The sequence below is a fragment of the Nocardia sp. BMG111209 genome, from assembly GCF_000381925.1.
Taxonomy (GTDB): domain Bacteria; phylum Actinomycetota; class Actinomycetes; order Mycobacteriales; family Mycobacteriaceae; genus Nocardia.
On sequence record NZ_KB907307.1, the window covers coordinates 1,496,798 to 1,521,803 of the forward strand.

At 70.7% G+C, this 25,006-nt stretch carries 30 protein-coding genes, 1 tRNA gene and 1 pseudogene; 22 read left to right on the top strand and 10 right to left on the bottom strand.

Annotation, left to right across the window (positions count from 1 at the left end; all coding sequences use genetic code 11):
* The first annotated feature begins 68 nt into the window (after positions 1 to 68).
* Positions 69 to 329 (top strand): hypothetical protein, encoded by a 261-nt coding sequence (locus tag G361_RS0106595; protein ID WP_019926271.1) that lies wholly within the window; start codon positions 69 to 71, stop codon positions 327 to 329.
* Between the two features lie 18 nt (positions 330 to 347).
* Here the strand turns inward: G361_RS0106595 and dinB are convergent, their stop codons facing one another.
* From dinB to G361_RS0106610, 3 genes are all read right to left on the bottom strand, one after another.
* A complete protein-coding gene (gene dinB, locus G361_RS0106600; protein ID WP_019926272.1) occupies positions 348 to 1,553 on the bottom strand; it encodes a DNA polymerase IV in 1,206 nt (401 codons plus the stop codon).
* An 83-nt stretch (positions 1,554 to 1,636) separates the two neighbouring features.
* Complete coding sequence (locus G361_RS0106605) at positions 1,637 to 2,650, bottom strand: ketopantoate reductase family protein (protein WP_019926273.1); 1,014 nt, start codon at positions 2,648 to 2,650, stop codon at positions 1,637 to 1,639.
* Between the two features lie 54 nt (positions 2,651 to 2,704).
* Complete coding sequence (locus tag G361_RS0106610) at positions 2,705 to 3,472, bottom strand: PE-PPE domain-containing protein (RefSeq protein WP_019926274.1); 768 nt, start codon at positions 3,470 to 3,472, stop codon at positions 2,705 to 2,707.
* Positions 3,473 to 4,017: 545 nt separating this feature from the next.
* Here G361_RS0106610 and G361_RS46705 point away from each other — a divergent pair.
* From G361_RS46705 to G361_RS0106655, 9 genes and pseudogenes are all read left to right on the top strand, one after another.
* Complete coding sequence (locus G361_RS46705; RefSeq protein ID WP_019926276.1) at positions 4,018 to 4,479, top strand: wax ester/triacylglycerol synthase domain-containing protein; 462 nt, start codon at positions 4,018 to 4,020, stop codon at positions 4,477 to 4,479.
* The gene (locus tag G361_RS42560) at positions 4,476 to 4,910 is read left to right on the top strand and encodes a hypothetical protein (protein ID WP_019926277.1); all 435 of its coding nucleotides are present in this window, start codon (positions 4,476 to 4,478) and stop codon (positions 4,908 to 4,910) included. The genes G361_RS46705 and G361_RS42560 overlap by 4 nt, the downstream gene beginning before the upstream one ends.
* A gap of 2 nt (positions 4,911 to 4,912) precedes the next feature.
* A complete protein-coding gene (locus tag G361_RS0106630) occupies positions 4,913 to 5,611 on the top strand; it encodes an O-methyltransferase (protein WP_196814429.1) in 699 nt (232 codons plus the stop codon).
* Entirely contained in the window at positions 5,608 to 6,165 is a 558-nt protein-coding gene (locus G361_RS42565) for an alcohol dehydrogenase catalytic domain-containing protein (protein ID WP_231386791.1), read from the top strand. The genes G361_RS0106630 and G361_RS42565 overlap by 4 nt, the downstream gene beginning before the upstream one ends.
* Positions 6,165 to 6,368, top strand: coding sequence for a hypothetical protein (locus G361_RS50735; protein ID WP_231386792.1), 204 nt, complete (start codon positions 6,165 to 6,167; stop codon positions 6,366 to 6,368). The genes G361_RS42565 and G361_RS50735 overlap by 1 nt, the downstream gene beginning before the upstream one ends.
* 230 nt (positions 6,369 to 6,598) lie before the next feature.
* Positions 6,599 to 7,069: a class I adenylate-forming enzyme family protein gene (locus G361_RS50210; protein WP_019926280.1), complete on the top strand. Its 471-nt coding sequence runs from the start codon at positions 6,599 to 6,601 to the stop codon at positions 7,067 to 7,069.
* A gap of 51 nt (positions 7,070 to 7,120) precedes the next feature.
* A pseudogene (locus G361_RS50740) lies at positions 7,121 to 8,155 on the top strand (SDR family NAD(P)-dependent oxidoreductase).
* Positions 8,122 to 8,493, top strand: coding sequence for a hypothetical protein (locus G361_RS48085; protein ID WP_155981337.1), 372 nt, complete (start codon positions 8,122 to 8,124; stop codon positions 8,491 to 8,493). The pseudogene G361_RS50740 and the gene G361_RS48085 overlap by 34 nt, the downstream one beginning before the upstream one ends.
* A 93-nt stretch (positions 8,494 to 8,586) precedes the next feature.
* Positions 8,587 to 9,156: a hemerythrin domain-containing protein gene (locus tag G361_RS0106655; protein ID WP_019926283.1), complete on the top strand. Its 570-nt coding sequence runs from the start codon at positions 8,587 to 8,589 to the stop codon at positions 9,154 to 9,156.
* A 15-nt stretch (positions 9,157 to 9,171) separates the two neighbouring features.
* Here the strand turns inward: G361_RS0106655 and G361_RS0106660 are convergent, their stop codons facing one another.
* Positions 9,172 to 9,510, bottom strand: a complete 339-nt coding sequence (locus G361_RS0106660) for a hypothetical protein (protein WP_019926284.1) — start codon at positions 9,508 to 9,510, stop codon at positions 9,172 to 9,174.
* Between the two features lie 46 nt (positions 9,511 to 9,556).
* Here G361_RS0106660 and G361_RS0106665 point away from each other — a divergent pair, with 46 nt between their 5' ends.
* The 3 genes from G361_RS0106665 to G361_RS42570 all read left to right on the top strand — a co-directional run bounded on the left by G361_RS0106665 (position 9,557) and on the right by G361_RS42570 (position 12,013).
* Positions 9,557 to 10,123, top strand: coding sequence for a TetR/AcrR family transcriptional regulator (locus G361_RS0106665; protein WP_019926285.1), 567 nt, complete (start codon positions 9,557 to 9,559; stop codon positions 10,121 to 10,123).
* A 10-nt stretch (positions 10,124 to 10,133) separates the two neighbouring features.
* Positions 10,134 to 10,568 carry a heme-binding protein gene (locus G361_RS0106670; RefSeq protein ID WP_019926286.1) on the top strand — a complete coding sequence of 145 codons (435 nt, stop codon included), beginning with the start codon at positions 10,134 to 10,136 and terminating at the stop codon, positions 10,566 to 10,568.
* A 131-nt stretch (positions 10,569 to 10,699) separates the two neighbouring features.
* Positions 10,700 to 12,013 (top strand): lipoprotein LpqH, encoded by a 1,314-nt coding sequence (locus G361_RS42570; protein WP_019926287.1) that lies wholly within the window; start codon positions 10,700 to 10,702, stop codon positions 12,011 to 12,013.
* Positions 12,014 to 12,056: 43 nt separating this feature from the next.
* Here the strand turns inward: G361_RS42570 and G361_RS0106680 are convergent, their stop codons facing one another.
* Positions 12,057 to 13,211, bottom strand: a complete 1,155-nt coding sequence (locus G361_RS0106680) for an epoxide hydrolase family protein (protein ID WP_019926288.1) — start codon at positions 13,209 to 13,211, stop codon at positions 12,057 to 12,059.
* 61 nt (positions 13,212 to 13,272) lie between these two features.
* Here G361_RS0106680 and G361_RS0106685 point away from each other — a divergent pair, with 61 nt between their 5' ends.
* The 3 genes from G361_RS0106685 to G361_RS0106695 all read left to right on the top strand — a co-directional run bounded on the left by G361_RS0106685 (position 13,273) and on the right by G361_RS0106695 (position 16,790).
* Entirely contained in the window at positions 13,273 to 14,235 is a 963-nt protein-coding gene (locus tag G361_RS0106685) for a YafY family protein (RefSeq protein ID WP_019926289.1), read from the top strand.
* 88 nt (positions 14,236 to 14,323) lie between these two features.
* Positions 14,324 to 14,392 (top strand) — tRNA-OTHER (locus tag G361_RS0106690).
* A gap of 25 nt (positions 14,393 to 14,417) precedes the next feature.
* Positions 14,418 to 16,790 carry a hypothetical protein gene (locus tag G361_RS0106695; protein WP_019926290.1) on the top strand — a complete coding sequence of 791 codons (2,373 nt, stop codon included), beginning with the start codon at positions 14,418 to 14,420 and terminating at the stop codon, positions 16,788 to 16,790.
* A gap of 13 nt (positions 16,791 to 16,803) precedes the next feature.
* Here the strand turns inward: G361_RS0106695 and G361_RS0106700 are convergent, their stop codons facing one another.
* From G361_RS0106700 to G361_RS0106715, 4 genes are all read right to left on the bottom strand, one after another.
* Positions 16,804 to 17,445: a GntR family transcriptional regulator gene (locus tag G361_RS0106700; protein ID WP_019926291.1), complete on the bottom strand. Its 642-nt coding sequence runs from the start codon at positions 17,443 to 17,445 to the stop codon at positions 16,804 to 16,806.
* Between the two features lie 35 nt (positions 17,446 to 17,480).
* Complete coding sequence (locus G361_RS0106705; RefSeq protein ID WP_019926292.1) at positions 17,481 to 18,389, bottom strand: hydroxymethylglutaryl-CoA lyase; 909 nt, start codon at positions 18,387 to 18,389, stop codon at positions 17,481 to 17,483.
* Positions 18,386 to 19,609 (bottom strand): CaiB/BaiF CoA-transferase family protein, encoded by a 1,224-nt coding sequence (locus G361_RS0106710; RefSeq protein ID WP_019926293.1) that lies wholly within the window; start codon positions 19,607 to 19,609, stop codon positions 18,386 to 18,388. Before G361_RS0106710 ends, G361_RS0106705 begins: the two co-directional genes overlap by 4 nt.
* A 136-nt stretch (positions 19,610 to 19,745) precedes the next feature.
* Entirely contained in the window at positions 19,746 to 20,681 is a 936-nt protein-coding gene (locus G361_RS0106715; protein ID WP_036494653.1) for an aldo/keto reductase, read from the bottom strand.
* A 105-nt stretch (positions 20,682 to 20,786) separates the two neighbouring features.
* On the opposite strand from G361_RS0106715, the gene G361_RS49190 reads away from it, so the two are divergent.
* The 3 genes from G361_RS49190 (at position 20,787) to G361_RS0106730 (ending at position 22,492) form a co-directional block, all read left to right on the top strand.
* Entirely contained in the window at positions 20,787 to 21,365 is a 579-nt protein-coding gene (locus G361_RS49190) for a TetR/AcrR family transcriptional regulator (RefSeq protein ID WP_019926295.1), read from the top strand.
* A 79-nt stretch (positions 21,366 to 21,444) separates the two neighbouring features.
* Complete coding sequence (locus tag G361_RS0106725; protein ID WP_019926296.1) at positions 21,445 to 22,038, top strand: TetR/AcrR family transcriptional regulator; 594 nt, start codon at positions 21,445 to 21,447, stop codon at positions 22,036 to 22,038.
* A gap of 1 nt (position 22,039) precedes the next feature.
* Positions 22,040 to 22,492 (top strand): DUF6640 family protein, encoded by a 453-nt coding sequence (locus tag G361_RS0106730; RefSeq protein WP_019926297.1) that lies wholly within the window; start codon positions 22,040 to 22,042, stop codon positions 22,490 to 22,492.
* 31 nt (positions 22,493 to 22,523) lie between these two features.
* Here the strand turns inward: G361_RS0106730 and G361_RS0106735 are convergent, their stop codons facing one another.
* Positions 22,524 to 23,072: a helix-turn-helix domain-containing protein gene (locus G361_RS0106735; RefSeq protein WP_019926298.1), complete on the bottom strand. Its 549-nt coding sequence runs from the start codon at positions 23,070 to 23,072 to the stop codon at positions 22,524 to 22,526.
* A gap of 88 nt (positions 23,073 to 23,160) precedes the next feature.
* Between G361_RS0106735 and G361_RS0106740 the strand changes: the two genes are divergently transcribed.
* From G361_RS0106740 to G361_RS0106750, 3 genes are read left to right on the top strand one after another with little or no spacing between them, the layout of a single operon-like run.
* The gene (locus tag G361_RS0106740) at positions 23,161 to 23,364 is read left to right on the top strand and encodes a hypothetical protein (RefSeq protein WP_019926299.1); all 204 of its coding nucleotides are present in this window, start codon (positions 23,161 to 23,163) and stop codon (positions 23,362 to 23,364) included.
* Positions 23,357 to 24,184: an ABC transporter ATP-binding protein gene (locus G361_RS42575; RefSeq protein WP_019926300.1), complete on the top strand. Its 828-nt coding sequence runs from the start codon at positions 23,357 to 23,359 to the stop codon at positions 24,182 to 24,184. The genes G361_RS0106740 and G361_RS42575 overlap by 8 nt, the downstream gene beginning before the upstream one ends.
* Positions 24,181 to 24,936, top strand: a complete 756-nt coding sequence (locus G361_RS0106750) for a hypothetical protein (RefSeq protein ID WP_019926301.1) — start codon at positions 24,181 to 24,183, stop codon at positions 24,934 to 24,936. The genes G361_RS42575 and G361_RS0106750 overlap by 4 nt, the downstream gene beginning before the upstream one ends.
* Positions 24,937 to 25,006: the final 70 nt, after the last annotated feature.

Sequence of the window (25,006 nt, forward strand, 5' to 3'; positions counted from 1 at the left end):
GTGTGTAACCCGGCTTCGTAGCTGTTGGTGTGTGTCCCAACAGAATTCGAAGGAGTTTTCCCGTGCGGATGAAGACCAGTGTCCTCGGTGTGATGGTCGCCGGCGTGGTGGTGGCCGGCTTGTCGGGTACGGCGTCGGCGACGCCCGACGATGTGGCGACCGGCTCGCAGAGTCCGGGTGCGGTGGTGCAGCAGCAGGACGAGCACGCCGCGCCCGGGACCACCCCCACCACGACCGCGCCGCCACGCCGGCAGTCGGCCTACGAGACGCCCGAGGGCACCCAGGAGATGTTGAACATCGCCGTCATGGGCTCCGGATCCATCGTCTGACCAGCGCCCGGACTCCGCTCAGTCCGGCAGGATCGGCACCGACAGTCCCTCGCCGCGCCCCAGCAGCACGGCCCGGGTGACGGTGCCCGCGCCGAAGCGGTCCCGCAACCGGTCCAGCGTGGCATCGAGGGTGGCCTCGGGCCGCGGCCCGAGTGGCAGGGCCAGTTGGACGGCGGTGGCATCGTCGAGATTGGTCAGCGACAGGCCGATCAGGGTCAGCCCGCGGTCGCGGATCAGGGGCATCGCGGCGGACAGCAGCGCGCGGGCGGTGCGCAGCAGGATCGCCCCGCCGTCGGTGGCCTCCAGTAATGTGTGCGATCGGGTGGCCCGGGTGAAATCACCGAATCGCAAGCGCAGCACCACCGTTCGGCACAGCCGTCCGGCGGCGCGCAACCGGTGGCCGAGACGGTCGCTCAGTCCGGCCAGATAGGCATCGATCTCGTCGGCCGAGCGTGGACGCTGTCCCAGGGCGCGTTGTGCGCCGATCGACCGCCGCCGGCGGCCGGTATCGACCCGGCGCGGGTCCCGGGCCCAGGACAGCGCGTACAGATGCCGCCCCGCACCCGGCCCCAGCATCGACATCAGCGGCCGCTCACCCAGCGCGGCGAGTTCCCCGATGCGGGTGATGCCGTACTCGTGCAGCGTCGCGGCCGTGACCGCACCGACGCCCCAGAGCCGTTCCACCGGCAGCGGATGCAGGAAGTCCAGCTCTTCGCCGGGTGAAACCATCAGCAGCCCATCGGGTTTCGCGACCGCGCTGGCAACCTTCGCGAGGAACTTGGTGCGGGCCACCCCCACCGAGATGGGCAGTCCCGCCTCGCGGCGCACCCGCTCCCGCAGGTGCGCCGCGATCTGCTCCGGTGTGCCGTCGATGCGCCGCAGGCCGCGCACATCCAGGAAGGCCTCGTCGATCGACAGTCCCTCGACCTCGGGTGTGGTGTCGCGGAAGATCTCGAACACCGCCTTGCTGGCGCGTGCGTACGCGGACATCCGGGGCGGCACGACGATCGCCTGCGGGCACAGCTGCCGTGCCTGCCGCGCGTTCATCGGCGTTCGCACCCCGAACGCCTTGGCCTCGTAACTGGCCGCCAGCACGACCCCGCCCCCCACGATCACCGGCCGGCCCCGCAACCGCGGATCGTCGCGCTGCTCGACCGACGCGTAGAACGAATCCAGATCGGCATGCAGGATCCCCGCACCCGTCGCATCCGGCACCGCAGTCATAGAACATATGTTCGCATACCCGGCGGTCCGGTGTACCGCCGATCAGCGGGTGGCAGCCCCGGTTCGGCTGTTCGACCCCACCGTCACCGCTCCGGCCGGAGCGTCGAGCCGCGGCGGGCGGCTTCGTAGCCGGCGCGTAGATCCTTGCCGGACAACGAGTTCGGAGGGCGACCGGCGCGCACGTGCGCGTTCGCGGTCCGCCGCACGAATTCGTTGACCGGTGCGGGCACCCCGTGCAGTCGGCCCAGCAGCGCGATTTCCCCGTTGAGATAGTCGGATTCGATGCGCCCGGTGCCACGGGCCACGCTCTGCCACGACGAACTGCCCGCGATCCCGGCCCCTTCGACCGGATCGGTCTGCCGCAGGAATTCACCGACCCGCAATTGTTGTTCCTCGTCGCCGGTGTATTCGATACCGGCCGCGTCGAGGACCTGCTGCCCTTCAACCCGCAACCGATCGATGATCTCCGTCGCGGTGGGGCCGGGCTCGGCGATCGCGTCGACGGCGTTGACCAGATTCCTCAGTAGTTTGGCGTATTTCCAGCGCATGATGTCCGGCCGCGGCACGGAGCGGCAACCGGCCGATTCGATTGCGGCGGCGATCGTTTCGGCGCTCTCGTCGACTCCGCCGGGATATCGGCCGATATCGAGCACCGCCGGTACGGGCCGGCTGCGCAGTTGCACGACACCCGGCTCCAGGTGGACGACGGGGAACATCGTCCACATGCCGTACACGTTCGAGAACCGGCGCAGCGCGGCCCGTTCGTTGGCCACGCCGTTCTGGGCGCAGACCAGTGCGGTGTCCGGGTCGGCGACCGCTTCCAGTTCGCTCAGCGCCGGCTCGGTGTCGTTGCTCTTCATCGTCAGGAATACGACATCGTCCGCGGACAGCGACAATTCACGGGGCGAGGCGACCGCCGTGACCGGAATCGTCTCGGCGCCTTCGGGTGTGATCAGCCGCAGGCCACCGGAACGCAGCGCGTCCAGATGCGGCCCGCGTGCGATCAGGACCACCTCGTGACCGGCGCGGGTCAGGAGCGCGCCGAGCCCGCCGCCGACCGCGCCCGCACCGTAGATGACGAATCGTGGGTTGCCCATGATCAGAACCTACCCGCACCGCCGGACCCGGCGTGAGATCCCGGGGCGCCGCCGTCACCGCGGCGCGTGGTCGTTCAGGACGGCGGCCAGGCGCGACAGGTAACCGCCGGTGATGTACACGGTGTTGTGCTGGCCGGTCAGGTATCCCAGCACGTCGCCGGCGGCGGTCTCGTAGCGCTGCCAGGTCCGGATCGGGTGCAGCCACCACGCCGGATCCCCCGGCTGCCACCGGCCGTCACGCAGCCGCGCCACCAGATCCTCGGTCCAGCCGCCGAGTTCGGCGAAGGAGAACGCACTCGTGGCGTCGGCCAGGTTCCGCAATGGGGAATCCGCCGGGCAGGAGGTGATCACGTCGAGCGGGTTCGCGCACTCGACATGCGGATACGGCGGATCGAACGACACCCGGCCGTTGATACCGAAGCCCCGTGGATTCGGATCCATCGAATCACCTTCGCGCCGCAGCGGGTTGGCGACACATGCGGTCCACGCCACTTCGCAGTCCCGATATTCGCCGTGGGAGCGGGCCTCCGCGAACCGGGTGATCACCTCGGCGCCGAGTGAGTAGCCCAGCAGGCCTACGACATTCGACGCCGACCGGATCATCTGCGCGAGATTCGCGACGCCCTCGCGAACCGATTCGTCCTCCGACGGACCGAGCGGATTCCCGTCGGGGCCGATCGGTCCCACCGAGGCCGGATAGGGCAGATCGCCGATGAGCGCATAGGCCACCGGGTCCAGGTCGGCGGTGACATAGGAGAGCAGGTTGCTCGTCCCGTCGGCCGGCTCGGCCGTACCGCGGCACGTGATGACATCTGTTGTCATGCCGATCCTCTCGCAGGGGCTGCGGTCGCACTCGGGCGGAACCGAGGACGTTGCCGGCAGCCGCGCGGGTGGCCGGCAGTCGTCACGCTACCGATCGCGGCGGGTCGGCGTTACCGAAATCGGCCGTACTCGAATTCCGAACGGCACCGATTCGGGCGTGTCGTGGCGCGGCGAATTCTCAACGGAATTGCCCGCGAGTGCATTCGAGGTCACCGCGGTCTCGTGGTCGCGATCCGGGGTCGCTCCTGCCGCGCGTGTCCCCGCCGACAGGGTGGTGGCCGCGGCGCGCCCGCGCACAACGCGGCCCTGCCCGAAGGAGCGAAAGGCTTTCTCGCTGTTGACGGTTGGCTGAACTGTCGCGGATGTCCGGTTGCCGTTGCGTGAAGTTTCGTCGCCGGCCTCGGCGGGAGGTCGCGCGAAAGTTGCGCGGGGTCGGGGGCCGTGCCAGAGTCCGTGCTCGGAACCGGTGTTTCGATCTCCGTTCGGACTCGGTGCACCGGCCTCCGCGCAGTTGTCTCATCGCTCGATCGCTTCCGAGGAAGTCCATGTCGCTGCCCAGTCCAGCCGCGCCCGATCTGCTCACCCACACCTTTCTGGCCATGGAGCGGGTGGCCCCGGATCCCGGCGATGTGTACTTCGGTGTGCTGCTCCGTTGCGGCGGAACGGCACCGGCGCTGAGCGAGGTGCGGGAGCAGGTCGCGAGCCGGCTCGCCGCGGTGCCCGCGCTCACCCATCGCCTCACCGATGAGCCCGCGTGGGAGCCGGATCCGCACTTCGACATCGAGCAGCACATCGGGTTGCTCGATGTGCCGGTGCGCGCCACGGCGATTCGGGAGTTGATGCCCACGCCGCCGGCCCACGACCGGCCGCTGTGGCGGATGTGGGTAGCGGATTGCGCCGATCGACGTGGACCGCGCGCTGGACGCGGACATCCGCGCGGCCGCCGACGTGGTCGAGGCCGTCGTCGATGTGGAGCGTGCGGCATGATGGCACCGACCCCGGGATGAGCGGCACCTGGGCCCGGGACTTCAACCGCGTCCGCGAGTTGCAGTCCCGGCTGACCGTGGCGCCGAATTCGCCGCTGTGGACCGCGATCCGGTTCAACCGGCAGGTGCACATCCGGGTGGCGGCGCGGCTCGTGCCGGAGGGTCGTTCGTTGTTGCAGGACTCCGGCCGGAGTCTGCGCGAACAGCCCACGGCCGCCGACAGCGACACCGTCGACGCCTTCTTCCGCACCGGCCGCCACCCGGTCTGCCGGCACGGCTTCGCCGCGCAGCTGCGCACGCGCACCGAGGCGGTGCTCGCCGATCTCGCGGCGCTGCCGATATATGCCGAATACGAACACGCCGCGATCCGGGAATTCCTCCCCGCCGCGGCCGACCACATCGCCACGCCGCTGCGGCTCGGCGAGCCGCTGCTCCTCGACGGAAAACGGTGACCGTGACCACTTCTGAAGCGCCCCAGCCCTATTCGGACAAGACCCTGACCGTGACCCCGGAGCTCACCGCCTACGTGCGCGCGCAGGCGGGCCCGCCGACGGCGGTGCAGCGCCGGCTCATCGAGGAGACCACCGCGCTCGGCGGGCCGGCCGAGATGCAGATCCCGCCGGAGCAGGGCGTGCTGCTGACCCTGCTCGCACGCCTGCTCGACGCCCGGACCGTGATCGAGGTCGGCACCTTCACCGGCTATTCGACGCTGGCCCTCGCCGAGGGGGTGGGCCCCGACGGTTCGGTGATCACCTGCGACATCAGCGATCGCTGGTCCGCGATCGCCGACCGGGCCTGGCGCGACGCGGGTGTCGACGACCGGATCCGCCGGCTGATCGGCCCCGCCGCCGTAACCCTGGGCGCGCTGCCCGACGAGCCGTTCGCGGATCTGGTGTTCATCGACGCGGACAAGGTCGGCTACATCGGCTACTGGGAGATGCTGGTGCCGCGGGTGCGGCCCGGCGGTCTGCTGATCGCCGACAACGTCCTCTACGCCGGTGCGGCGGTGTCGCCGGATGCGACCGGAAATGCCGCCGCCATTCGGCAATTCAACGATCACGTCCGCGCCGACCCCCGGGTGGAATCCGTGCTGCTGCCGGTCGCCGATGGAATCACCTTGGCCCGCAAGCACTCTGCGAAGGAAAGCGAATGAGAGCAGTACTGTTGGACGCCCCCGGCGCGATCACCGTCGGTGAAGTGCCCGATGCCGCACTGGAAGCGCCGACCGACGCCGTCGTCCGCGTGATCGCCGCCGGTATCTGCGGTACCGATCTGCGCGCGTACGCCGGTCGGCCGGGTCCGGTGCCGGGACCGGCGTGTGGTCACGAATTCGTCGGCGTGGTGGACGATCTGGGCGACGATGTGGTGACGGTGCGCCGCGGCGACGTGGTGGTGGCGCCGTTCATGTACGCCGACGGCGTGTGCGTGCACTGCGTGCGCGGCGTGCCCACCTCCTGCCGCGCCGGCGGGATGTGGTCCGTCGCCGCGGGCGGCGCGCAGGCCGAGGCGGTGCGGGTGCCGTTCGCCGACGGCACGCTGGTGCGGGCGACGAGCGGATCCCGGCCGTGCTCACCCTCGCCGACGTGGTGGCCACCGGTCACCACGCCGGCGCCGGACCCGGCCGGGCCGTACCCCGGGTGGTCGCCGTGTGCGCCGACGGCGGGGTCGTCAGCCTGGTCGGCGGCCCGCACGGCGGGATCGATCTGATGGGCTGCTTCCTCCGCAACATCACGGTCAGCGGCGGCCTGACCCCCGCCCGCCGGTATCTGCCCACCCTGCTCGCCGAGATCGTGGCCGGCCGGCTGGATCCGGGGCCGGTGTTCGAGGCGACGGTACCGCTGGCCGAGGCGGACCGGGGCTACCGCCTGATGGCCGATCGCCGGGCCGCCAAGGTCCTGATCCGACCGTAGGAGTCGACGATGTACCGGTTCACCGATCCCGGCCCGATCGCGCTGGGCGACTACGTCTTCGGGTCGCCGCCGGATCCCGGCGCGGTCGCCGTCGTGGACTACACCCGCGGCCCGCGGCGCGCACTGACCTACGGTGAACTCGCCGCCGCCGTACGCGGGCTGGCCACCCGGCTGCGCGCGTTCGGCGCGGCCGGGCACACCGTGGGGGTGCTCACCGAGAACAGCATCGCGTGGTCACGTACCACGGCATCCTCGCCGCGGGTGCGGTGGTGCTGCCGCTGGATCCCCGCGATCCGCACCGGTGGACGGCGGTCCTCGGCGACGCCGCGGCGCTGGTCACCGAATCCGCGCTGGGCATCCCGGATTCGGCTGTGCCACCGGCACATACGATCGTCATCGGTGCCGACCCGCGCGGCGGCATCGCGTGGGACGAGGCGCTGCGCACGGCGGGTGATCCCGGACCGGTGGCCGGCGGCGACCGGCGCGCGGTGGTGCTGTCCTCGAGCGGCAGCGCCGGAATTCCCAAGCGGGTCACGGTGACCCACCACAATCCGGTCGCGAATTTGGCCCAGATCCACGCGATCCATCGCATCGCGCCGGGAACGACAGTCGCGGTGGTGCCGCCGCTGCGGCACATCTACGGGATGCAGACGGCGCTGAATCCGGTGCTGCGGGCCGGCGGCACGCTGTTGGTGATCTGATCGTGCGCGACGACGAGGGATTCGTCCGGATCGTGGGCCGGATCAAGGGCGATGATCAAGTACAAGGGCCACCAGGTCTTCCCGGCCGTCCTCGAGGAGGTGCTGGTCACCCACCCCGCCGTGCGCGCGGCCGTGGTGTCCGGGGTCCCGGATCCGATCGCCGGGGAACTGCCCAGGGCGCATGTCGTCCTCGACGGCGATATGCCGCTCGCCGAGATCGTGCGGTTCGTGAGCGACCGCGTCGCCCCGGCCCAGCGGATCCGGATGATCGAGCGGGTGCCGGAGATTCCGCGGTCCTCGACCGGCAAACCGCAATTGCCGCAGCCGATTCGGGTGCTGATCACCGGCGGCGGCCGGGGGCCGGGCCGGGCGCCGGCCGCCGCGCTCGCCGCGGCCGGCGCCACGGTGTGGGTCCTGGGCCGCGACGAGGCGACGCTGCTGGACACCGTGAAACGCATCCGGGACGCGAGCGGGACCGCCGACCACGCGGTCGCCGATGTCCTCGATCCCGCCGGACTGGCCGCCTCCGCGCCCACGATCATCGCCCGCAACACGGGTCTGGCGGGCCCGCTGGGCAAGTCATGGTAGGTCGACGAGGACGAATGGTGGCGCACGATGGAGGTGAACCTGCGCGGCACGCTGCTCGCGACCCGCGCCGTCCTCCCCCGGATGGCGGGCCACGGCCGCGTGATCAACATCGTCAGCCGCGCGGGCCGGTTGCGCCGGCCGCACGCCTCGGCGTACTCGGTGTCCAAGGCCGCGACGATCTCATTGACCGCGAACCTCGCGGCTCCGGAATCATCACGGTCGCTTTCGATCCCGGCCTGGTCGACATCGGCATCACCCGTGCCCATTTCGAGCGCGGCCGCACCGGGGACGTCTGGGCGGACGGAATCCTGGAACGGGCCGAACAGGCCCGCGACACCGGCGGACTCACCCCGCTCGGCGAATCCGCCCGTGCGCTGTCGATGTGGCGCTCGGCGCGGCCGACCATCTCAGCGGCCGCTGCGTCACGGTCGACGAGGCGCGTATCCACTGAGACCATGGTCGTCATGGGATGGGTGCAGGTCGCGGTGGTCGCGGTAGTGATCGTGGCGCGACTGCGCGCGGCGGGATGGTTGCTGTTCATGGGGTTGCTGTTCACGCTGGGACTGCTGCCCGTGGTCCTGCTGGCGCCGCTGGTGGCGGACGGTTTCCTGGCGCCGCCCGCGGCCCGGCCGCTGCTGGTGGTGGCCGACCTGCTGCTGCTCACCGCCGCGCTGACCTTCCCGGACGGTGGCGACAACGGGCCGCTCAGCCCGATTCTCAGCGAATCCGCCGCGGCGTCCCGGCTCGGTGAGCGGCTGGCCGCGGCCGGGACGGTCACCGGTCTGTTGTACCTCCCGGTGCTGACCGCGCTGACCGTGTGGACCGCCGTGGACTGAGGCGGTCGGCGCGGCTCGCCGGGCGCGGGTGTGTCGCGGCGGTATGTTGTCGGCGGTTCACCGTGATCGGACGTGCGGTACCAGGGAGGAAATGTGGACATCGCCCAGTTGATCCTCGACGACCATCACGAGCAGCGCCGGCTGTTCGCGATCCTGGAGGAGATCGATCGCGCCGACACCGGTGTGCTCGCCGCGATCTGGGACCGGCTGGCGTCCTTCCTCGAACTGCACGCGCAGGCCGAGGAGGACGTCTTCTACCCCGCGCTGCTGCAGGCCGGGATCGCCGCCCGGCGCACGGCCGGCGTGGAAGACGAGACGCTCGACGCGATCCACGATCACAACGAGATCCGGGACGCGATCACAGAGGTGGCGCGGCACCGGGTCGGCACCGACGACTGGTACGCGGCCGTCACCGCGGCGAACCTGGCCAACAGCGACCACATGGCCGAGGAGGAACGCGAGGGTCTCACCGACATCCGCCGCCTCACCGGACTCGCGCACCGCCATCGACTGGCCGTCGCCTTCGCCGCCTTCGAGGCGCGCAACCATGCCGGCGTCCGCCCCGTCGACAAGGACCCCGAGACCTATGTCCGTGTGGCGGAAGGGAATTCGCCGGTCACCGCACGCGGTTCACTGAGCGTCGGCAGCCTGAAACGGCCCTGACCCGGGAACCGCCGATCAGATGGTCCAGGTGATCGGGTAGTTCACGATCGACGCGTGCTCCGGGGTGAACTCCACGCCGACCTCCCGGAACTCCCCGCGCGCGATGACGGCCATCTCCGTCAGCCGATCCATCTGCACCGCATGCTCTTCGGAGTCCCAGACGCTGATCTGCACGAACGAGCCCTCCGCCGAGACACCCGCGAACCAGTGCAGCAAACCGGGCAACTGCTGAATGGCCGGGATCAGATACTGTGCGGTCTTCCCGTCCACGACGGTGACCTCGTCGTACAGGTCCGGGTCGAAGGTGACGCGGGACACTCGGACAACCGCGTTCTCGGGCAACGACTCCGGCATGGGACCCCTCCTCGTGGATTACGTTCCGATGTACTATCGCAATATAATGAGCACTCCGCAAGCGAAGGCCGGCCGGCCCCGGAATCCGGCCCTGGACCGGGCGATCTTGTCGGCTGCCGGTCGCCAGCTCGGCGAACTCGGCTACGCCCGCATGTCATTGGAATCCGTGGCGGCCGCGGCGGGAACCACCACTCCCAGCCTCCGGCGCCGGTATCGGAACAAGGCCGAACTGGTTGCCGCCGTGGTCGATTCGCTGCGGGTCGAGGAACCGCCCGCCGATGCGGCGACCCCGCGCGCCCACGCCCTGGCGATCCTGACGAACTTCCACGACAATCTGCGTGCCATCCCCGCGATGGCCATTCTCGGCTCACTGCTCGCCGAGGAGGAACGCCACCCGGAACTGTTGCAGCTGTTCAAGACTCGCCTCGTCGAGCCGCGGCGAGCACTGCTGCGGCAGGCCCTGGCCGGCGCCGGGCTGCCCGGCTCCGCCGACCTCGACGCGCTCGGCAGTATGCTCATCGGCTCGTTCTACGGGCGCTACGTCACCCTCGCGGGCATCCCCGACGATTGGCCCGAGCGGGTGCTGAGCACCGTGTGGCCGCCCGGGGTCTAATTTCGGTGGCATGACCGAAACCCCCCGGCTGCCCGGACTGTCCCTCGCCGATGCCGATCACCTGGTGGCGGCCGCGCTGAATGTTGCTGCGGAGCAGGGCTTTCCGCCGCTGGCGGTGGCCGTTCTGGATGTCACCGGCGCCGTGGTCACGCTCCGCCGGGCAGACGGGGGCATGCCGATGACGAGCCGGATCGCGGTCGCCAAGGCCCGCACCGCGCTGCTCACCCTGCGTCCCTCGGGCGCGCTGCCGCTGCCCGGCCCGATCGTCGACGGCATTCAGCATCTGCACGGCGGCGACTACATCCCGTATGCCGGTGGGCTGCCGGTGACCGACGGCGAGCTGATCCTCGGCGTGATCGGCGCATCCGGCGGCCACGCCACCGAGGACGAGGAGGCGGTGCGGACCGCGGTGAGCCGCTGGCACGAGCACCGTTCCGGGATATAGTAAACCGGTGCCTTTCGGCCGACTCCCGCAGAACCGGTGCGCCGTTCACCGTCGCGGGTGACGGTTGCTGTGGGGCACCGGACTGTTCGCCGACCGGACGCTCATCCGCCGCACAGAGGGGACCTGCCGCGATGCGCACTGCCGGTCGCACCCGACTGCCCACGACCGTACTGGGTACCGTCCTGATCCTCGCCGCGGCGACGGTGAGCGCCTGCGGCAGCGGCGATTCCGTCCGGCCGGCACTGAAGGCGGGACCGGTCACGGCGACCACCACCGGCGCCGCCACCCCGTCCGCGGCGTCCCCCTCGCAACCGGCGACCCTGCCGTTCACCGGATTACAGCAACCGCGCGGGCTGGCGGTGAGCCCCACCGGTGACGTCTTCGTCGCCGACCGCAGCGGCGGGGTGCTCGGATTGGCAACGGGCGCAGACAAACCCGTCCCCGTGATCACCGCCGGACCGGGCAGCCCCGCGAAGGTGGCCCTGGACACCGCCGGGAATCTCTACGTGACGTACGGAAGCGGGGTCGGCAAGGTGCTGAAGGCGATCCCCGGATCGGACACCCCGATCACCGTGCCGTTCGCCGACACCACCGCGCCGGCGGGCGTCGCCGTGGACGGCGTGGGCAACGTCTACATCACCGACGAGACCACCGGCCGGGTACTGGAATCGGCGGCGGGCACCAACGCGCAGACCGTATTGCCCTTCCCCGGACTGGTTTCCCCGCAGGATGTGGCGGTGGATCACGCCGGCGCCGTGTACGTCGCGGACCGGCAGCGGGTTCAGAAGCTGGCGCCGGGCGCGACCGCCCCGGCCGCGCTGCCGTTCACCGGCCTCACCGCACCGCAGGCCGTGGCCGTCGATGCCGCGGGCAATATCTATGTCGCCGACCATGATTCGAACCGCGTACTACGACTCGCCGCCGGGGCCGCCACCGCGACGGTGGTCCCGTTCGGCAGGCTGACCGGACCCGACGGTGTCGCCACCGACGCCGCGGGCGACGTCTACGTCGTCGGCGACGACCGGACCGTGCTGAAACTCCCGGCGGCCCGCGCCGCCGTCGACGCCGCCGCGGTGCCCGGTCCCGCCACCACGGCGGGCAGCAGCACACCCGCGATCCCCGGCCACGCCACCGTGCTCCTCGACGGCGTGGATCAGCACGCCGGCGGCACGGTCGAGTGCACCACCGCGGACGGTTTCGTGACGATCCGGATCAGCGGCAGCCTGCTCACTGCGAAGCTCACCACCACCGATCCGCCGCAGGCCGAGGAGGCCACCGTCGCCGGTCTGGTCGGTGGGACCGAAACCTGGTCGTACAAGCGGGGTGTCGCGGGCACGGCGACGGTGACGAAATCGGGTACCACGTATCGGATCACCGGCACCGCCGCGCGCAACGGATCGGCCGCCACCACAAAGCCGTTCGAATTCGCCGCGACCTGCCCGTAGCGGAAACCGCTCGGCCGCTACGGTATTGCCCATATCCGACGGCTCAGCGTACCGAGCGGAAGAATTCCCGGATATCGGTGACGAGTTCGACGGGCGCCTGCAGCGAGGCGAAGTGGCCGCCCACCGGATACTCGTTCCACCGGACGACGGTGTTGGCCCGCTCCGCCAGGCCGCGGACCGCGCGGTCACCCCGGAAGTTCGCGACCGCGGTCGGTACGCCCGAGGGCGCGGGCCTACTGCCCCACGAGCTTCCGGACTCCCGATACAGCCGGGCGGCGGATCCGGCGGTGCCGGTCAGCCAATACGTGGTGACGTCGGTCAGCACGATGTCGCGGTCGACGGGGGCCTGGTCGGTGGCGGTCGGATCCCAGTCGACGAACCACTCCAGATTCCAGGCCAGCTGGCCGGCCGGAGAGTCGTTGAGCGCGTAGGCGATGGTCTGCGGCCGCAGCGCCATCTGGGTGGCGTAGCCGTTGTGCCCGTACCACCACATCTGGTTCGCGGCCACCTTCGCCCGGTCCGCCTCCGGTAGCTCGTCGAGTTCCCGGCCGGAGCCGGTGGTGGTCGCGGCGTCGGCGAGCGCGTTGACGTGCACACCGACGACCCGGTCCGGCGCGACCCGGCCCAGCGCGGGCGAGATCAGGCTGCCGTAGTCGCCGCCCTGGGCGCCGTAGCGCTCGTAGCCGAGCCGGCTCATCAGCTCGGCCCAGGCCCGCGCGATCCGGGGCACATCCCAGCCGGTGTCGCGGGTCGGACCGGAGAAACCGAATCCCGGCACCGACGGCGCCACGACGTGGAACGCATCGGCGGGATCACCGCCGTGCGCCCGCGGATCGGTCAACGGCCCCAGGATGCCGAGGAAGTCGGCCGGCGTACTGGGCCAGCCGTGCGTGAGGATCAGCGGGGTCGCGTCCGGTTCGGGCGAGCGCACGTGCAGGAAATGCACTGTCTGCCCGTCGATTTCGGTGGTGAACTGCGGCACCTTGTTCAACCTCGCCTCGTGCTCGCGCCAGTCGTAGCCGGTCCGCCAGTACTCGACCAGCTCGATCAGGTGGTCCCGGTCGACCCCGTAGGACCAGCCGACGCCGGGCAGGGCATCGGGCCACCGGGTGCGGCCGAGGCGATCGTGCAACTCGTCGAGGTCCGCCTGCGGGACGTCGATGTGGAAGGGGGTGATCGTGGAGGTTGTCTTGGTCACCCGGACAGCATCGGGCACATATAGGACGCGATCGGTCCTACATGTGCGCGATGATCGGGGTATGTCGCAAACCACCCCGGTCCGCCTGCTGCGTCTGTTGTCGTTGCTCCAGCGGCACCGGGACTGGACCGGCGGCGAACTGGCGCAGCGACTCGATGTCACGACCCGCACCATCCGGCGCGACGTCGATCGGCTGCGCGAGCTGGGATATCCGGTGCACGCGGTGATGGGACCGGTCGGGGGTTATCGGCTCGGCGCGGGGGCGGCGCTGCCGCCGCTGCTGCTGGACGACGACGAGGCGGTCGCCGTCACCCTGGGCCTGCGGGCGGGCGCGACCGGCGATGTCGCGGGCCTGGAGGAGGCGTCGCTGCGCGCACTGACCAAGGTGGAACAGGTCCTTCCGGCGCGGCTGCGGCACCGGGTCGACGCGCTGCGCGGCGCGGTGGTCGCGATGCCGCCCCGCTACGATCCGGGTCCCCCGGTCGGCGCCGACTCGCTCACCGCCATCTCGGCCGCCGTCCGTGCCGCCGAAACCCTGCGTTTCGACTACCGCAGCCATACCGGCGACGAATCCCGGCGCAGCGTCGAACCCCATCGCATCGCGCACTGGAGCCACCGGTGGTATCTGGTCGGCTGGGACACCGATCGCGGCGATTGGCGCACCTTCCGCGTCGACCGGATGTCGTTGCGGACACCCAACGGGCCGCGCTTCACCCATCGGCCGCCACCGGACGGCGATGTCGTCGCGTACCTGCGCCGCACCATGGGTTTCGCCATGTGGCCGTACCGTTCCGTCCTGCGCGTCCACGTCCCGGCCGAGGATCTCGCGGGCCGCATCGAGGGCATCGTCACCCCCATCGACGAGCACACCTGCCGCCTCGAAATGGGTTCGGACTCCTACGCATTGGTCGCGCTGGTGGTCGGGATGCTCGATGTCGAATTCGAGGTCGAGTCGCCGCCGGAACTGGCGGCACACCTGCGCGCCCTCGCCGAACGGTTCACCCGCGCCGCGAATCCGGGGTGAGCGGGAGGCCCGGCACACCCGAATCCCGGTGTCGGCTAACATCACTGTGCCACAAGGTGTGTGGGCCGGATTCCGGCCCCATGCCGATCCTGGTGTAGCTCAGTGGCAGAGCACCCGGCTGACCGGGAGGGCGCGAGTTCGACCCTCGCCGCCAGGGCGTACCGGCAGATCCGGAGGGTTGGTTGTCCGATCGGGAATTCCGCGGCGGCCCGGCACAGTACGTGACCGGCCAGTTGGAGCGCGCGCTGGAAACCGCGCTGCGCACGGGCGACAGCGCGACCCGCGCCCGAGCACAGCGGAAGGCGCAACGGTGGCGAGAGGTGCTCGGCGGCATGGCGATCGGGCACATCACGGTCGGCAGCCGCACCCCCGTCGCGGACCTGCCCGCCTGGGTGACCCTCGAGGTGGTGCACGGCGGTTTCGCCACGGGCCGCGCGCAATCCGAAATCCCCTCGAGCGCAACCGAAGCCGAGCTGATCGCGCGGCTGCCCGAGGAGGTGCCCGGTGATACGGACCGGGAACGGCTGAACCTGTGGTACCTCGGTGACGTCGGCCGGGCCGACCTGCTGGCGTCGATCGCGAACGGCCGCTACCGGATCGAGGTGCCGGAGGACGCGGCGCTGGCCGTCGTCGCCCTGCTGGTGCAGCGCGGCTTCCCGGAACAGGCGCTGGACCTGATCGCCGACCTGCGGCCGTTCCTGGCGCGATTGCGCTTCACCCCGGCCGCATTCGCCGCGCCCCGGCCGGCCGGTACCGCGGTACGGGTGACGTCGGTCGGGGCGGCCACGGCGGCGCTGCGCGCGGTGTCCACGCCGGAACAGCTCACGCGCATGCGCGCCACCGTCGACGTGTGGACGCCGTTGTACGACCGCCTGGTGGAACTGTGGTGTGCGACGGTCGACGGTGACCTGCCGCGACCGGACGACGCCGGCGCGCTACGCGGCGGGTGGCCCGGCCGGATCCGGCCGCCGGGGTGGGCGGACGAACGAGCCCGCTGGCTCGGCGATTTCGCCGCCGCACGCGACGCGCACGAGTTCCGCGGCCGGCACGCGCACCGGAAGAGTAATTTCGCCCGGCTGCACGACGCCCTGCTCGGCTGCGATCCCGCGGACCCCGGCCCGAGTGCCCGGCAGATCGGCTGGGTCCGCCGCGCGCTCGCCGATACGATCGCCCGCCACGGCGAACCCGGCGGCGCCGCACGCGAATCCGCGCGCCTCGCCCAGACCCGGAGCCTGTCCGCGCCGCTGTTCGCCGATCTCGCCGCGGTACTGGCGACCCGGCTGGACCTTTTCCCCGCCGACGGCGGCCTGCCCTCGCCCGATCCGGTCACCGCGCCGGTCACCACCGCCGAGGCGGCCACCATCGGCCCGGCCGTTCCACCCGGTACGGTGATCCCGAACCATCTGCAGCACAAGGCGTTGCGTGCGCTGGAGGCGCCGGTGGGCGAGCTGGTCCGGCGCGGCGTCGTCGGCTCGGATGAACTGCTCGCCGACGTCCTGCCCCAGCTCACCTCGCGGGTACTGTTCGCCGACATCACCGACCCGGAGGTCGCGGAACTCACCGCACAGCTCTACACCGCGTTCCGGAACCGGCGCAGCCTGCTGCTGACCGAGCTGCAGGGACAGGTCCGGTTCGAGGAACTGCCGTGGGTCGCCGCGCTGAACCCGTTGCGCCCCCACCGCGACGACACGTCGGCGCCGGCCGCCGCCGCCCGCGAACTGCTGCGGCAGTCGACCCTGCTGACCATCGAGCACTTCCCCCATACCGTGCTGCCGAATCCCCTGGTCAGCGAATTCCATGCCCTGGCACAGCAGGCGGGTCTGGATCCACCGCTGGTCGAGGAACTCGCCGCGGACATCTTCACCGGCGCCTTCACCGAGAAGTGGCGCGCCGCCGCCGATATCGCGAGCCGCACCCTCGAAGGCACGCTGTACCAGGCGTACTACGACCTGCCCGCGGCCCCGATCCGAAACGCGCCGGGTACCGCCGTGATTCGCTGGAACAGGGCCATCGCCTCGGAGTTCACCGCGCTGTGCGAACAACGCGCCACGGAAGCCGGGACCGAGGGAAATTACGTCGCGCACAACGGCGCGGTGCTGGAACAGAGTCAGATCCTGACCACACACAATCTCGCCGCGCTGGTCGACGCGCTCGATCTCGGTGACCGGCTGCGCGATATCGCACCGGACGCGGCACGTCGCGCCTTCGATCGGATACTGCGGCGACTGCGCCAACCGGCCCACGGCCACGCCGCTCGCATCCAGGTGAAGAACGCCGCGTACGCCTGGCGGCAGGCGATCTTCCTGCTGAGCTACTGCGACCCGGCCACCCAGCGTGCCGAACTGCGACGAATCTCCGAGCGGGCCGGGGCATCCCGGCTCGAGCCCGCGGTGGCGGGCCTCGCCCACATCCTCGGCGGCGGCCGCTTCACCCCGGACGGCCGCGTCCCCGGCGGCGACGGCCGCCGACTCCTCGGCTGGTCCGACGGACCGCATTGGTACCTCGTCCGGTCGGCCGCGACGGGCTCCGGCCGATCGCCGCACCGAATGTCGTAGCCGGACTTCCCTTTCAGGTGTTCGTCGTGGGCACCATCACCGAGCGCGCGGCGAGGATGTGGGCCTGCATCAGCGCGTCGGCCCAGTCGCCGTCGCGGGCCCGGATCGCCGCGACCAGTTCCAGATGCTGGGCGGCGCTGATCCGGATGCGCTCGGGTGCGTATTTGTGAAAAGTGCGGGAGATCAACGGGATATCGATGATCCCCCGCAGCTGGGTGGCCAGATGCCGACTGCGGGCGGCCAGTACGACGGCGCGGTGGAAGTGGTTGTTGAGTTCGGTGAGCTCCTCGCGATCGGCGTTCGGATCCGCGGCCAGCTCGGCCATCCGGGTGGCCGTGGACTCGAGTTCGGCGATATCCGCCGGCTCGCGGCGGGTCGCGGCCAGCCGGGCGGCGAGGCTCTCCAGCCGGGCCCGGATCTGGTAGAGATCCTCGAGTCCGAGCGCCGACCACGCGGTCACCCGCGCGCCGCGGTTGGGCGCGAATTCGACCAGGCCCTCGGCCTCCAAGCGCCGCAACGCCTCTCGGATCGGGGTCCGCGACACACCGAGTTCCTGCGCGAGTTTCCCCTCCCGCAGCCATTCCCCGCGATTCAGCCGGCCCGCGACGATATCGTCGCGGATCGCCGTGTACGCGTTGGCCGCCGCATCCGCCATGATCGTCTCCTCGCTGTGGTCCGGTCGCCCCGAACCTATTCGACGGTGGCCGGGAACCCGCCTGCCCGGGGGAGCAACGCCGGCAGCTCCTTGCCGAGCAGCATCGACATCTCACCGCTGGCCGCGATGAGCGCCCCGAGATCGAGGCCGGTCGGCTGCCCGCCGCGGTCGAGCAGGTACACCAGATCCTCGGTCGCGATGTTGCCCGTGGCGCGCGGGGCGAACGGGCAGCCGCCGATCCCGCCGACACTGGCATCGAGGGTGTCGGCTCCGTGCGCGAGTGCGGTCCAGGCGTTGGCGTAGCCGGTGTTCCGCGTGTTGTGGAAGTGGAAGCGCAGGCCGGACTGCGGGCCGGTGATCGACCGGGTGCGCTCGGCCAGCAGCGAAACCTGCGGCGGCACACCGACTCCGATGGTGTCGGCGAGGCAGATCTCCTGCGCGCCCGCGGCGTGCGCGGCGGTGACGATGCGCAGTACCGCCGCCGGGTCCACCTCGCCCTCGAACGGGCAGCCGAAGGCGGTGCCGACCGTCAGCGTGGCGAAAACGCCTGCGGCGCGGGCACGTTCGATGATGCCGGCCGCGATCCGGGTGGAATCGGCGGTGGACATGTTCTGATTGCGGCGGCTGAACGTGTCGCTGGCGCAGACCACCACGTTGATCTCGTCGACGGCCGCGTCCAGCGCGCGGTCCAGGCCGCGATCGTTGAGTACCAGCGCCGAATACCGCACACCGTCGACGCGGTGGATACCGGCGAGCACCGCCTCGGCATCGGCCATGGCGGGAACCAGTTTCGGGTGGACGAACGAGGCCGCCTCGATGCGCCGCACGCCGGCCTCGGCGAGCAGATCGGCGAACCGGATCTTGTCGGCGGTCGACACCGACACGGATTCGTTCTGCAGGCCGTCGCGCAGCGAGACGTCGACGATCGCGGGTCCCGTGGTCATCGCGCCCGCCCCGCTTCCACCGCGGCGGATTCGGCTGCGCCCGTTGATGTTCCGGACCGATTCGCCACCAGCTCGCGCACCTCGGCGTCGTGCTCGCCGTGCCGCGCCCCGCCCCAGCGGACCCGGCCCGGGGTGCGGCTCAACCGCGGGGCGACCGCCTGCATCGGCACCGCGCCGAGCTCCTCGTGCGGTACCTCGACGATGCTGCGGCGCGCCGCGAACTGCGGATCCGCCAGCATGTCGGCGGCGACATAGATGCTGCCGACCGGGACGCCGTGCTCGTTCAGCCGCTCCAGCAGGTCGGCCGCGGTCAGGGTGCGGGTCCAGCCGGCGACCAGTTCGTCGAGTTCGGCCTGCCGGGCGCCGCGGGCGCGATGGGTGGCGTACTCCTCGGACTCCGCCAGCTCGGGCCGGCCCATCGCGGCGGCCAGCCGCCGGAAGACGGTGTCCTGATTGGCCGCGATGAGCAGCATCTTGCCGTCGGAGGTCGGATACACGTTGCTGGGGGCGATACCCGGCAGCACCGATCCGGACCGCTCGCGGGTCACCCCCGCGACGGCGTAGTCCGAGACCAGCGATTCGGTCAGCGCGAGCACCGATTCGTAGATCGACACGTCGACCACCTGGCCCTGGCCGGACCGGTGCCGTTCCTGCAACGCGAACATGGTGCCCAGCGTCGCGTGCAGGCCGGCCAGCAGATCGCCCAGCGAGACGCCGAACCGGCTCGGCGCGTGCGCCGGATCGCCGACCAGGTGGCGCAGCCCGCCCATGGCCTCGCCGATGGACCCGTAACCGGCCCGGCCGGAATACGGCCCGTCCTGTCCGTAGCCACTGACCCGGGTCAGGATCAGGCCCGGATTGAGCTCGCTGAGCACGTCGAAACCGAGCCCGAACCGCTCCAGCGTGCCGGGACGGAAGTTCTCGATCACCGCGTCGGCGCCGGCGGCCAGCCCGAGGACGAACTCGCGCCCCGCGTCGGTGTGCAGATCGGCTGTGACACAGCGCTTTCCGCGTCCGATCACATTCCAGGACAGAGAATTGCCCTCGTGCACGACCCCCCACTGACGCATCGGGTCGCCGCGGTCGGGCTGCTCGATCTTGATGACGTCGGCGCCGAAGTCGGCCAGCAGCTGACCGCAGAACGGCCCGGCGATGAGCTGACCGAGTTCGATGACCCGCAGTCCGGCGAGGGGGCCCTGCGGGCCGGGCGGAGGAGTCATGAGGGTATCCCTTCTTCGGGCGAGCGCGGCGTCGCGCCGTCAGTATTGCATACAATCCTCCGTATCCTACCGGGATGATGTCAAGCCTGACCCTCACATTGCATACGACTTGCGATCCACGCCGGTGAACTCCGGGCTAGGCGATCGGCGCCAGGTCCAGCCGCTTCCTGGCCTCGGCGTAAACATCCGCCGGCAGCGGTCCGCGCGCGACGATCGCGACATTGGCCCGGAAATGTTCCGGGTCGGCGGTGCCGACGATGGTGCTGGCCACCGCCGGATGGCTGATGGTGAAGCGCAGGACGAACTCGTGCCGGCTCATCCCGTCGAGCAGTTCGTCCAGCCGGGCGGCCTGCCAGCGGTCCAGGGCCGACGGCCCCGAACCGCTCAGGGGCTGCACGGTGAAGTTCTTGTCCGCCGCCGCTGTGCCACGCGCGGTGCCGCCGCGCACGATGACCCCGGCGCCGGCCCGCGCGGCATCCGAGATCAGGGTGTCGTGTTCGGGCTGCAGCGCCGAATAGGGGATCTGGAATTCGTCGAAGACGTCCATCGCGAGATGTCCCGGCAGATTCGGCAGCGTGCCGGACATCCCGAGGAAGCGCACCTTGCCCTCCGCACGCAGCGCCTCGAGCGTTTCGATCGTGCCGCCGGTCGCCATCTCGCTCCGAGACGGCGACAGATGCACCTGGACGAGGTCGAGGTGGTCGGTGCGCAACCGCGTCAGGCTCTGCTCGACCCCGGCCCGGACGTTGGCGGCGCCGAAATCGTGGGTGTCGGGCATGGGCATGACGCCCGGCGGCAGCGACGGCGGGCACCCGCATTTGGAGGCCAGGAAGTATTCGTCGCGCCGCGCACCGAGATGGCGGCCGATGAGATCCTCGCTGTGGCCGTAGTCGATCGAGGTGTCGATCAGGGTGACGCCCGCATCGAGCAGCTCGTTGAGCAATCGACCGGCGTCCGCATCCGAAATGTCCGGGCCGCCCATATATTCGGCGCCGCGCAGCTCCATCGCGCCGTATCCCAGCACCGAGACCTCGACCCCGGTGCGGCCGAGTGTCCTGCTCGGAAGAGTCATCACATACTCCGATCCTTGTTCACGAATCCCCCCGGCGACCATTACGGTACTGCCGAGTTTCGAAACCAGCAAGTACTATATTCGGCAAGGAATCGGAGGTGTGCGGTGGCGGAGCAGCCCAATCGTCCCGGTCGCAAGCGGGACGCATCGCGCGACGACGCGATCCTGCGGGCGACGCTGGATGTCCTGGCCGAGGCCGGCTACGAGCGGATGACCACGGATATGGTCGCGGCCCGCGCGAGCGCCAGCAAGGCGACGATCTACCGACGCTGGCCCTCGAAGGCCGATCTCGTCGTCGAGGCCGTGGAGAGCCTGCGTGCCGAGCCGATCACCGGACCACCCGATACCGGCAGTCTCGCAGGCGATCTCGCCGCGATGCTGGACACCTCCCGGGACGCCGCCGAATCCCGGAAGTTCAAGGTGGTGAGGGGCCTGCTCTCACTGCTGTCGCAGGACGCGGACCTCGCGAACGCCGTCCAGCGGCGGATCCTCGGTCCCCGATCCGCGGCGATCCGGGTCGCCGTCGAGCGGGAGCAGGCGCGCGGCGGCATCGCCGCCGATCGCGATCCGGGCCTGCTCGCCCTGGTGGTCATGGCGACCATCACCTACCGGCTGATCGTCACCGGCGAGCCCGTGGACGACCGGTTCCTGACGACCCTCGCCGACGGCGTGCTGCGCGGCTGAATTCGGGGTTGAGGCCTCCACCCAACTCCGATACAGTTTGTTTCGAAGATTCGAAACAAACTGTCTTACAAGGGGTGTCGTGCGAGCACTGGATCCGCGTACGGTGCGCAGCCGGGACACCGCGCTCGCGGCGGCCCGGGAACTGCTGATCGAACAGGGTCTGGCCGGGCTGACCCACGGCGCGGTCGCGGCGCGCAGCGGGATCAGCCGGGCCACGCTGTACCGCTTGTGGGCCGAGCCCGCCGACCTGGTCCGGGCCGCGATCACCCTGCACATCACCCTGGCGCAGTCGCAGCCGACCGGGGACCTGCGCACCGATCTGCTGGCCGAACTCTCGGCGTCACACGCGATGCTGCACGAGCCGGCCGACGAGCAGGCGATGCGCGTGATGATCGAAAGGGCCGCCGTGGACCCGGCATTCGCGGAGGTCAAGGAATCGCTGTACCGATCGGGCACCCGCGTGACCCGAACGATCCTCGCCGACGCCGTCGCGCGGGGCGAACTGCCGGCCGGCCTGGACATCGACCTCGCCGTGGATCGCCTGTACGGCCCGATGTTCTTCCGGCGCTTGGTCGCCCACCGCACCTTCGACCTCGGCTACGTGCACGACCTCGTCGACGACTTCCTGCGCTGCCATCACACCGAATCGCCACCCCGAGAAGGAATTTCGTGACATGACCGATCTACCCACCGAAACGGCCCGCGCGCCGAGGCTTCTCGCCGTCCTCGTCGCCATCGTCACCATGTTCGGCGCGCTGCTGGCGGATTTCGTCATCCCGGCGACCGCCGACCAGCACATGCGCAACGACGCGTGGCCGCCGCACGCGAAATTCCATGACGCGCAATACATCGTCATGTCCTTCCTGCTCGGCGGGGTCTCGCTCACGCTGCTGGCGTTGCGCGGCGGCGCCACCCGTTCGCGACTGTGGACGGCCTGCGCGGTCCTGGCCGCGCCGTGGCTGGGCATGCTGAGCGCGATCCTGTTCCCCCGCACCGCGGTCGAGGATCCCGAATTCGACAACCCCTCGATCGCCCGCCTGCACCCGCAGATACTACTGGCCCTGATCCTGCTGACCCTGCTGCTCGTCGCCGTACTGCTCCCCGCGCGGGCACCGCGCCGCCGCTGATCCGGCGGCCGGTCCCGGCACCGGCTCGGGCTCAGCCGATTTCGCTCCGGCCGGCGGCATCGTCGGGGAGATGGACGGTGCGCAGGATCCGCCGGATGCGGCCCGGCCGGGGTGCGTTCGCCAGCCGCGGCGCCACCACGCCGTACAGGTCCGCGACGAAGTCCGCGAATTCGGTGTCGTCCAGCCACATTCCGGCCATCCGGTAGCCGACTCCGTCCCGGACGTAGTCGACCTCGCCCCGGTCGAGGTAGCGATCGAAATCGGCCATGACCCCGGCGATGAACGCCATGAAGGCGCGGCGGTGCTCCTCGGTGCTCATCGTCGCGAGCCGGTCGGGGGTGATCTGCGCGGCGGCCTGCCGCAGCCGGTAGGTGCGCTCGACCGTGCCCCGGACGCGGCGCTCGACGACCACTTCCAGGACGTCGGCGGCGACCAGCCGCGCCACGTGCCGATACAGGCTGCCCGGCGGCACATCGCCGAGCTCGGCGTTCAACCCGCTCGTGGTCAGGGTCCGATCACCCAGGAAGGCCTGCACGATCCGCAGTCGAACGGGGTGCAACAGGAGTTCGACGGAGTCCATGGATCCGACCGTAGCAGCGATTGATATCACTATTGATAATGTTCCCGACTATGTGAACAATGGTCCCCGACGAACAGGAGGGAACCGAATGTCGCATGTCCCGATAGCCGCGCTGTTGCCGCTGGTGCTGGTAGCGGTCGGATTCGTGGGTTTCTGCTGGTACGACCTGTCCCGGGCGCGGGTGCGCTATCTGCCGCGGTGGGCCTGGGCGATCATCTGCCTGATCAGCATCCCCCTCGGCGGGCTCGTCTATCTCGTGGTCGGCCGGGAGCCGGGATCCGATCGTGGCTGATCCGCGCCTCGAGGCCGCCGGGGTGTCGGTCCGGTTCGGCGATGTCCCGGCACTGGATCGGGTCGACTGGCGGGTCGAAGGTCCCGGCATCATCGGATTGATCGGGCTCAACGGCGCCGGCAAGACCACCCTGATCCGCGCGGTACTGGGCCTGCAACCGGTCACCGCCGGCGTCGTCCGGGTGCCGATCGGGCTCGGCGCGGTCGGATACTGCCCGGACACACCAGGTTTCGAGCCGTGGCTGTCGGCGCGGGAAGTGCTCGAGCAGTCCATGGCGATCGGGCCGGCCCGCCGCACCGATCGCGCCGCGATCGACACCGCCCTCGCAGCAGTGGATCTGGAGCGTCACGCGCATCGGCGCGCGGGCGGATTCTCCCGGGGGATGTTGCAGCGCTTGGGAATTGCCGCGGCACTCGTGCGCGATCCGGAGGTCCTGATCCTCGACGAACCGACCAGCGCGCTCGATCCCGAGGGCCGCGCCGCGGTGCTGGCCCTGATCCGGAGGTTGGGCGCCCGGATGACCGTGGTGTTCTCCAGTCATCTGCTGGCCGACGTCGAGGACCTCGCCGACCGGCTGCTGGTACTGCACCGCGGGCAGGCGATCTTCACCGGCGCGACCGCGCGGTTCCGGGCGGCCGGTACCGCCGGGCCGACGCTGCGGGTCGCGCTGACCGGCGGCCGGATCATCGAGGCCGGGCCCGCGCGGTGGGGGCCGGTACTGGCCGAGGTGTCCGCGCACAGCGGTGAGATCGATGACATCCGCATCGACCGCCCGACACTGACCGATGCCTTCTTCGCCGCGATCGGGGGAAAGTCTTGAACCCCACGTTATTCCGGGTCGAATGGTATCGATGGCTGCGCACCCGCCGGTTGGTGGCGCTGGTGGCGGCCTTCGTGTTGTTCGCCTTCCTGTCGTTGTTCGGCGCGAAATATCTGCCGGACCTGATCGGGCACTCCGCCGAGATCCGGCTGCTGCGCACACCCGACTGGCGCGACGGCATACAGCAGTACGTGAAGAACGCGGGACTGCTGCTCCCGGCTGTTTCGGTAGTGCTCGCCGCGCAGGCATGCGCGGTGCGCGGGACCGATCCGATCGGCATCTACTACCTCAGCCGCGAGGTCTCCCCGATACGCCTGTACCTGCCGCGGATCCTGGTCGCGGCCGGCATCGTCGCGGTGGCGGCCGTGCTCGGGGCGGTGATCGCGCTGTACGAGTGCCGGGCGTTGTTCGGCCCGTATCCCCTGGCCGCCGCGGCGAGTTGTCTTGCGGTACAGGGGATCGCGCTGGTCCTGTGCGCGGCGCTCGGTGCGGCCGTGGCGGCGCGGACCGGTTCGGCCGGTCGTGCGGTGGCCGTGGTCGCGGCGGGGTACGTGCTCTGCCTGTCGGTCGCGACCGTGCCCGCGGCTGCGCCGTACCTGCCGACCGCCGCGTTGCAGCCCGGTATCGGCGACGCCGGGCTGCCGGTCGTCGACGCGGCGAAGTCGCTGGTCGGGCCGGCCGCTGCAGTCGTGCTCGCACTCACGGCGGCGCTGACCGCGCCGATCCGCACGGTCGGCGCCACGGCCCGCTGACCTCCGGCCCGCGCTGCCCGCCGCACGGACATCGCCCGTTTCCGTCGCCTTCGCCGAACCGACGGCCCGC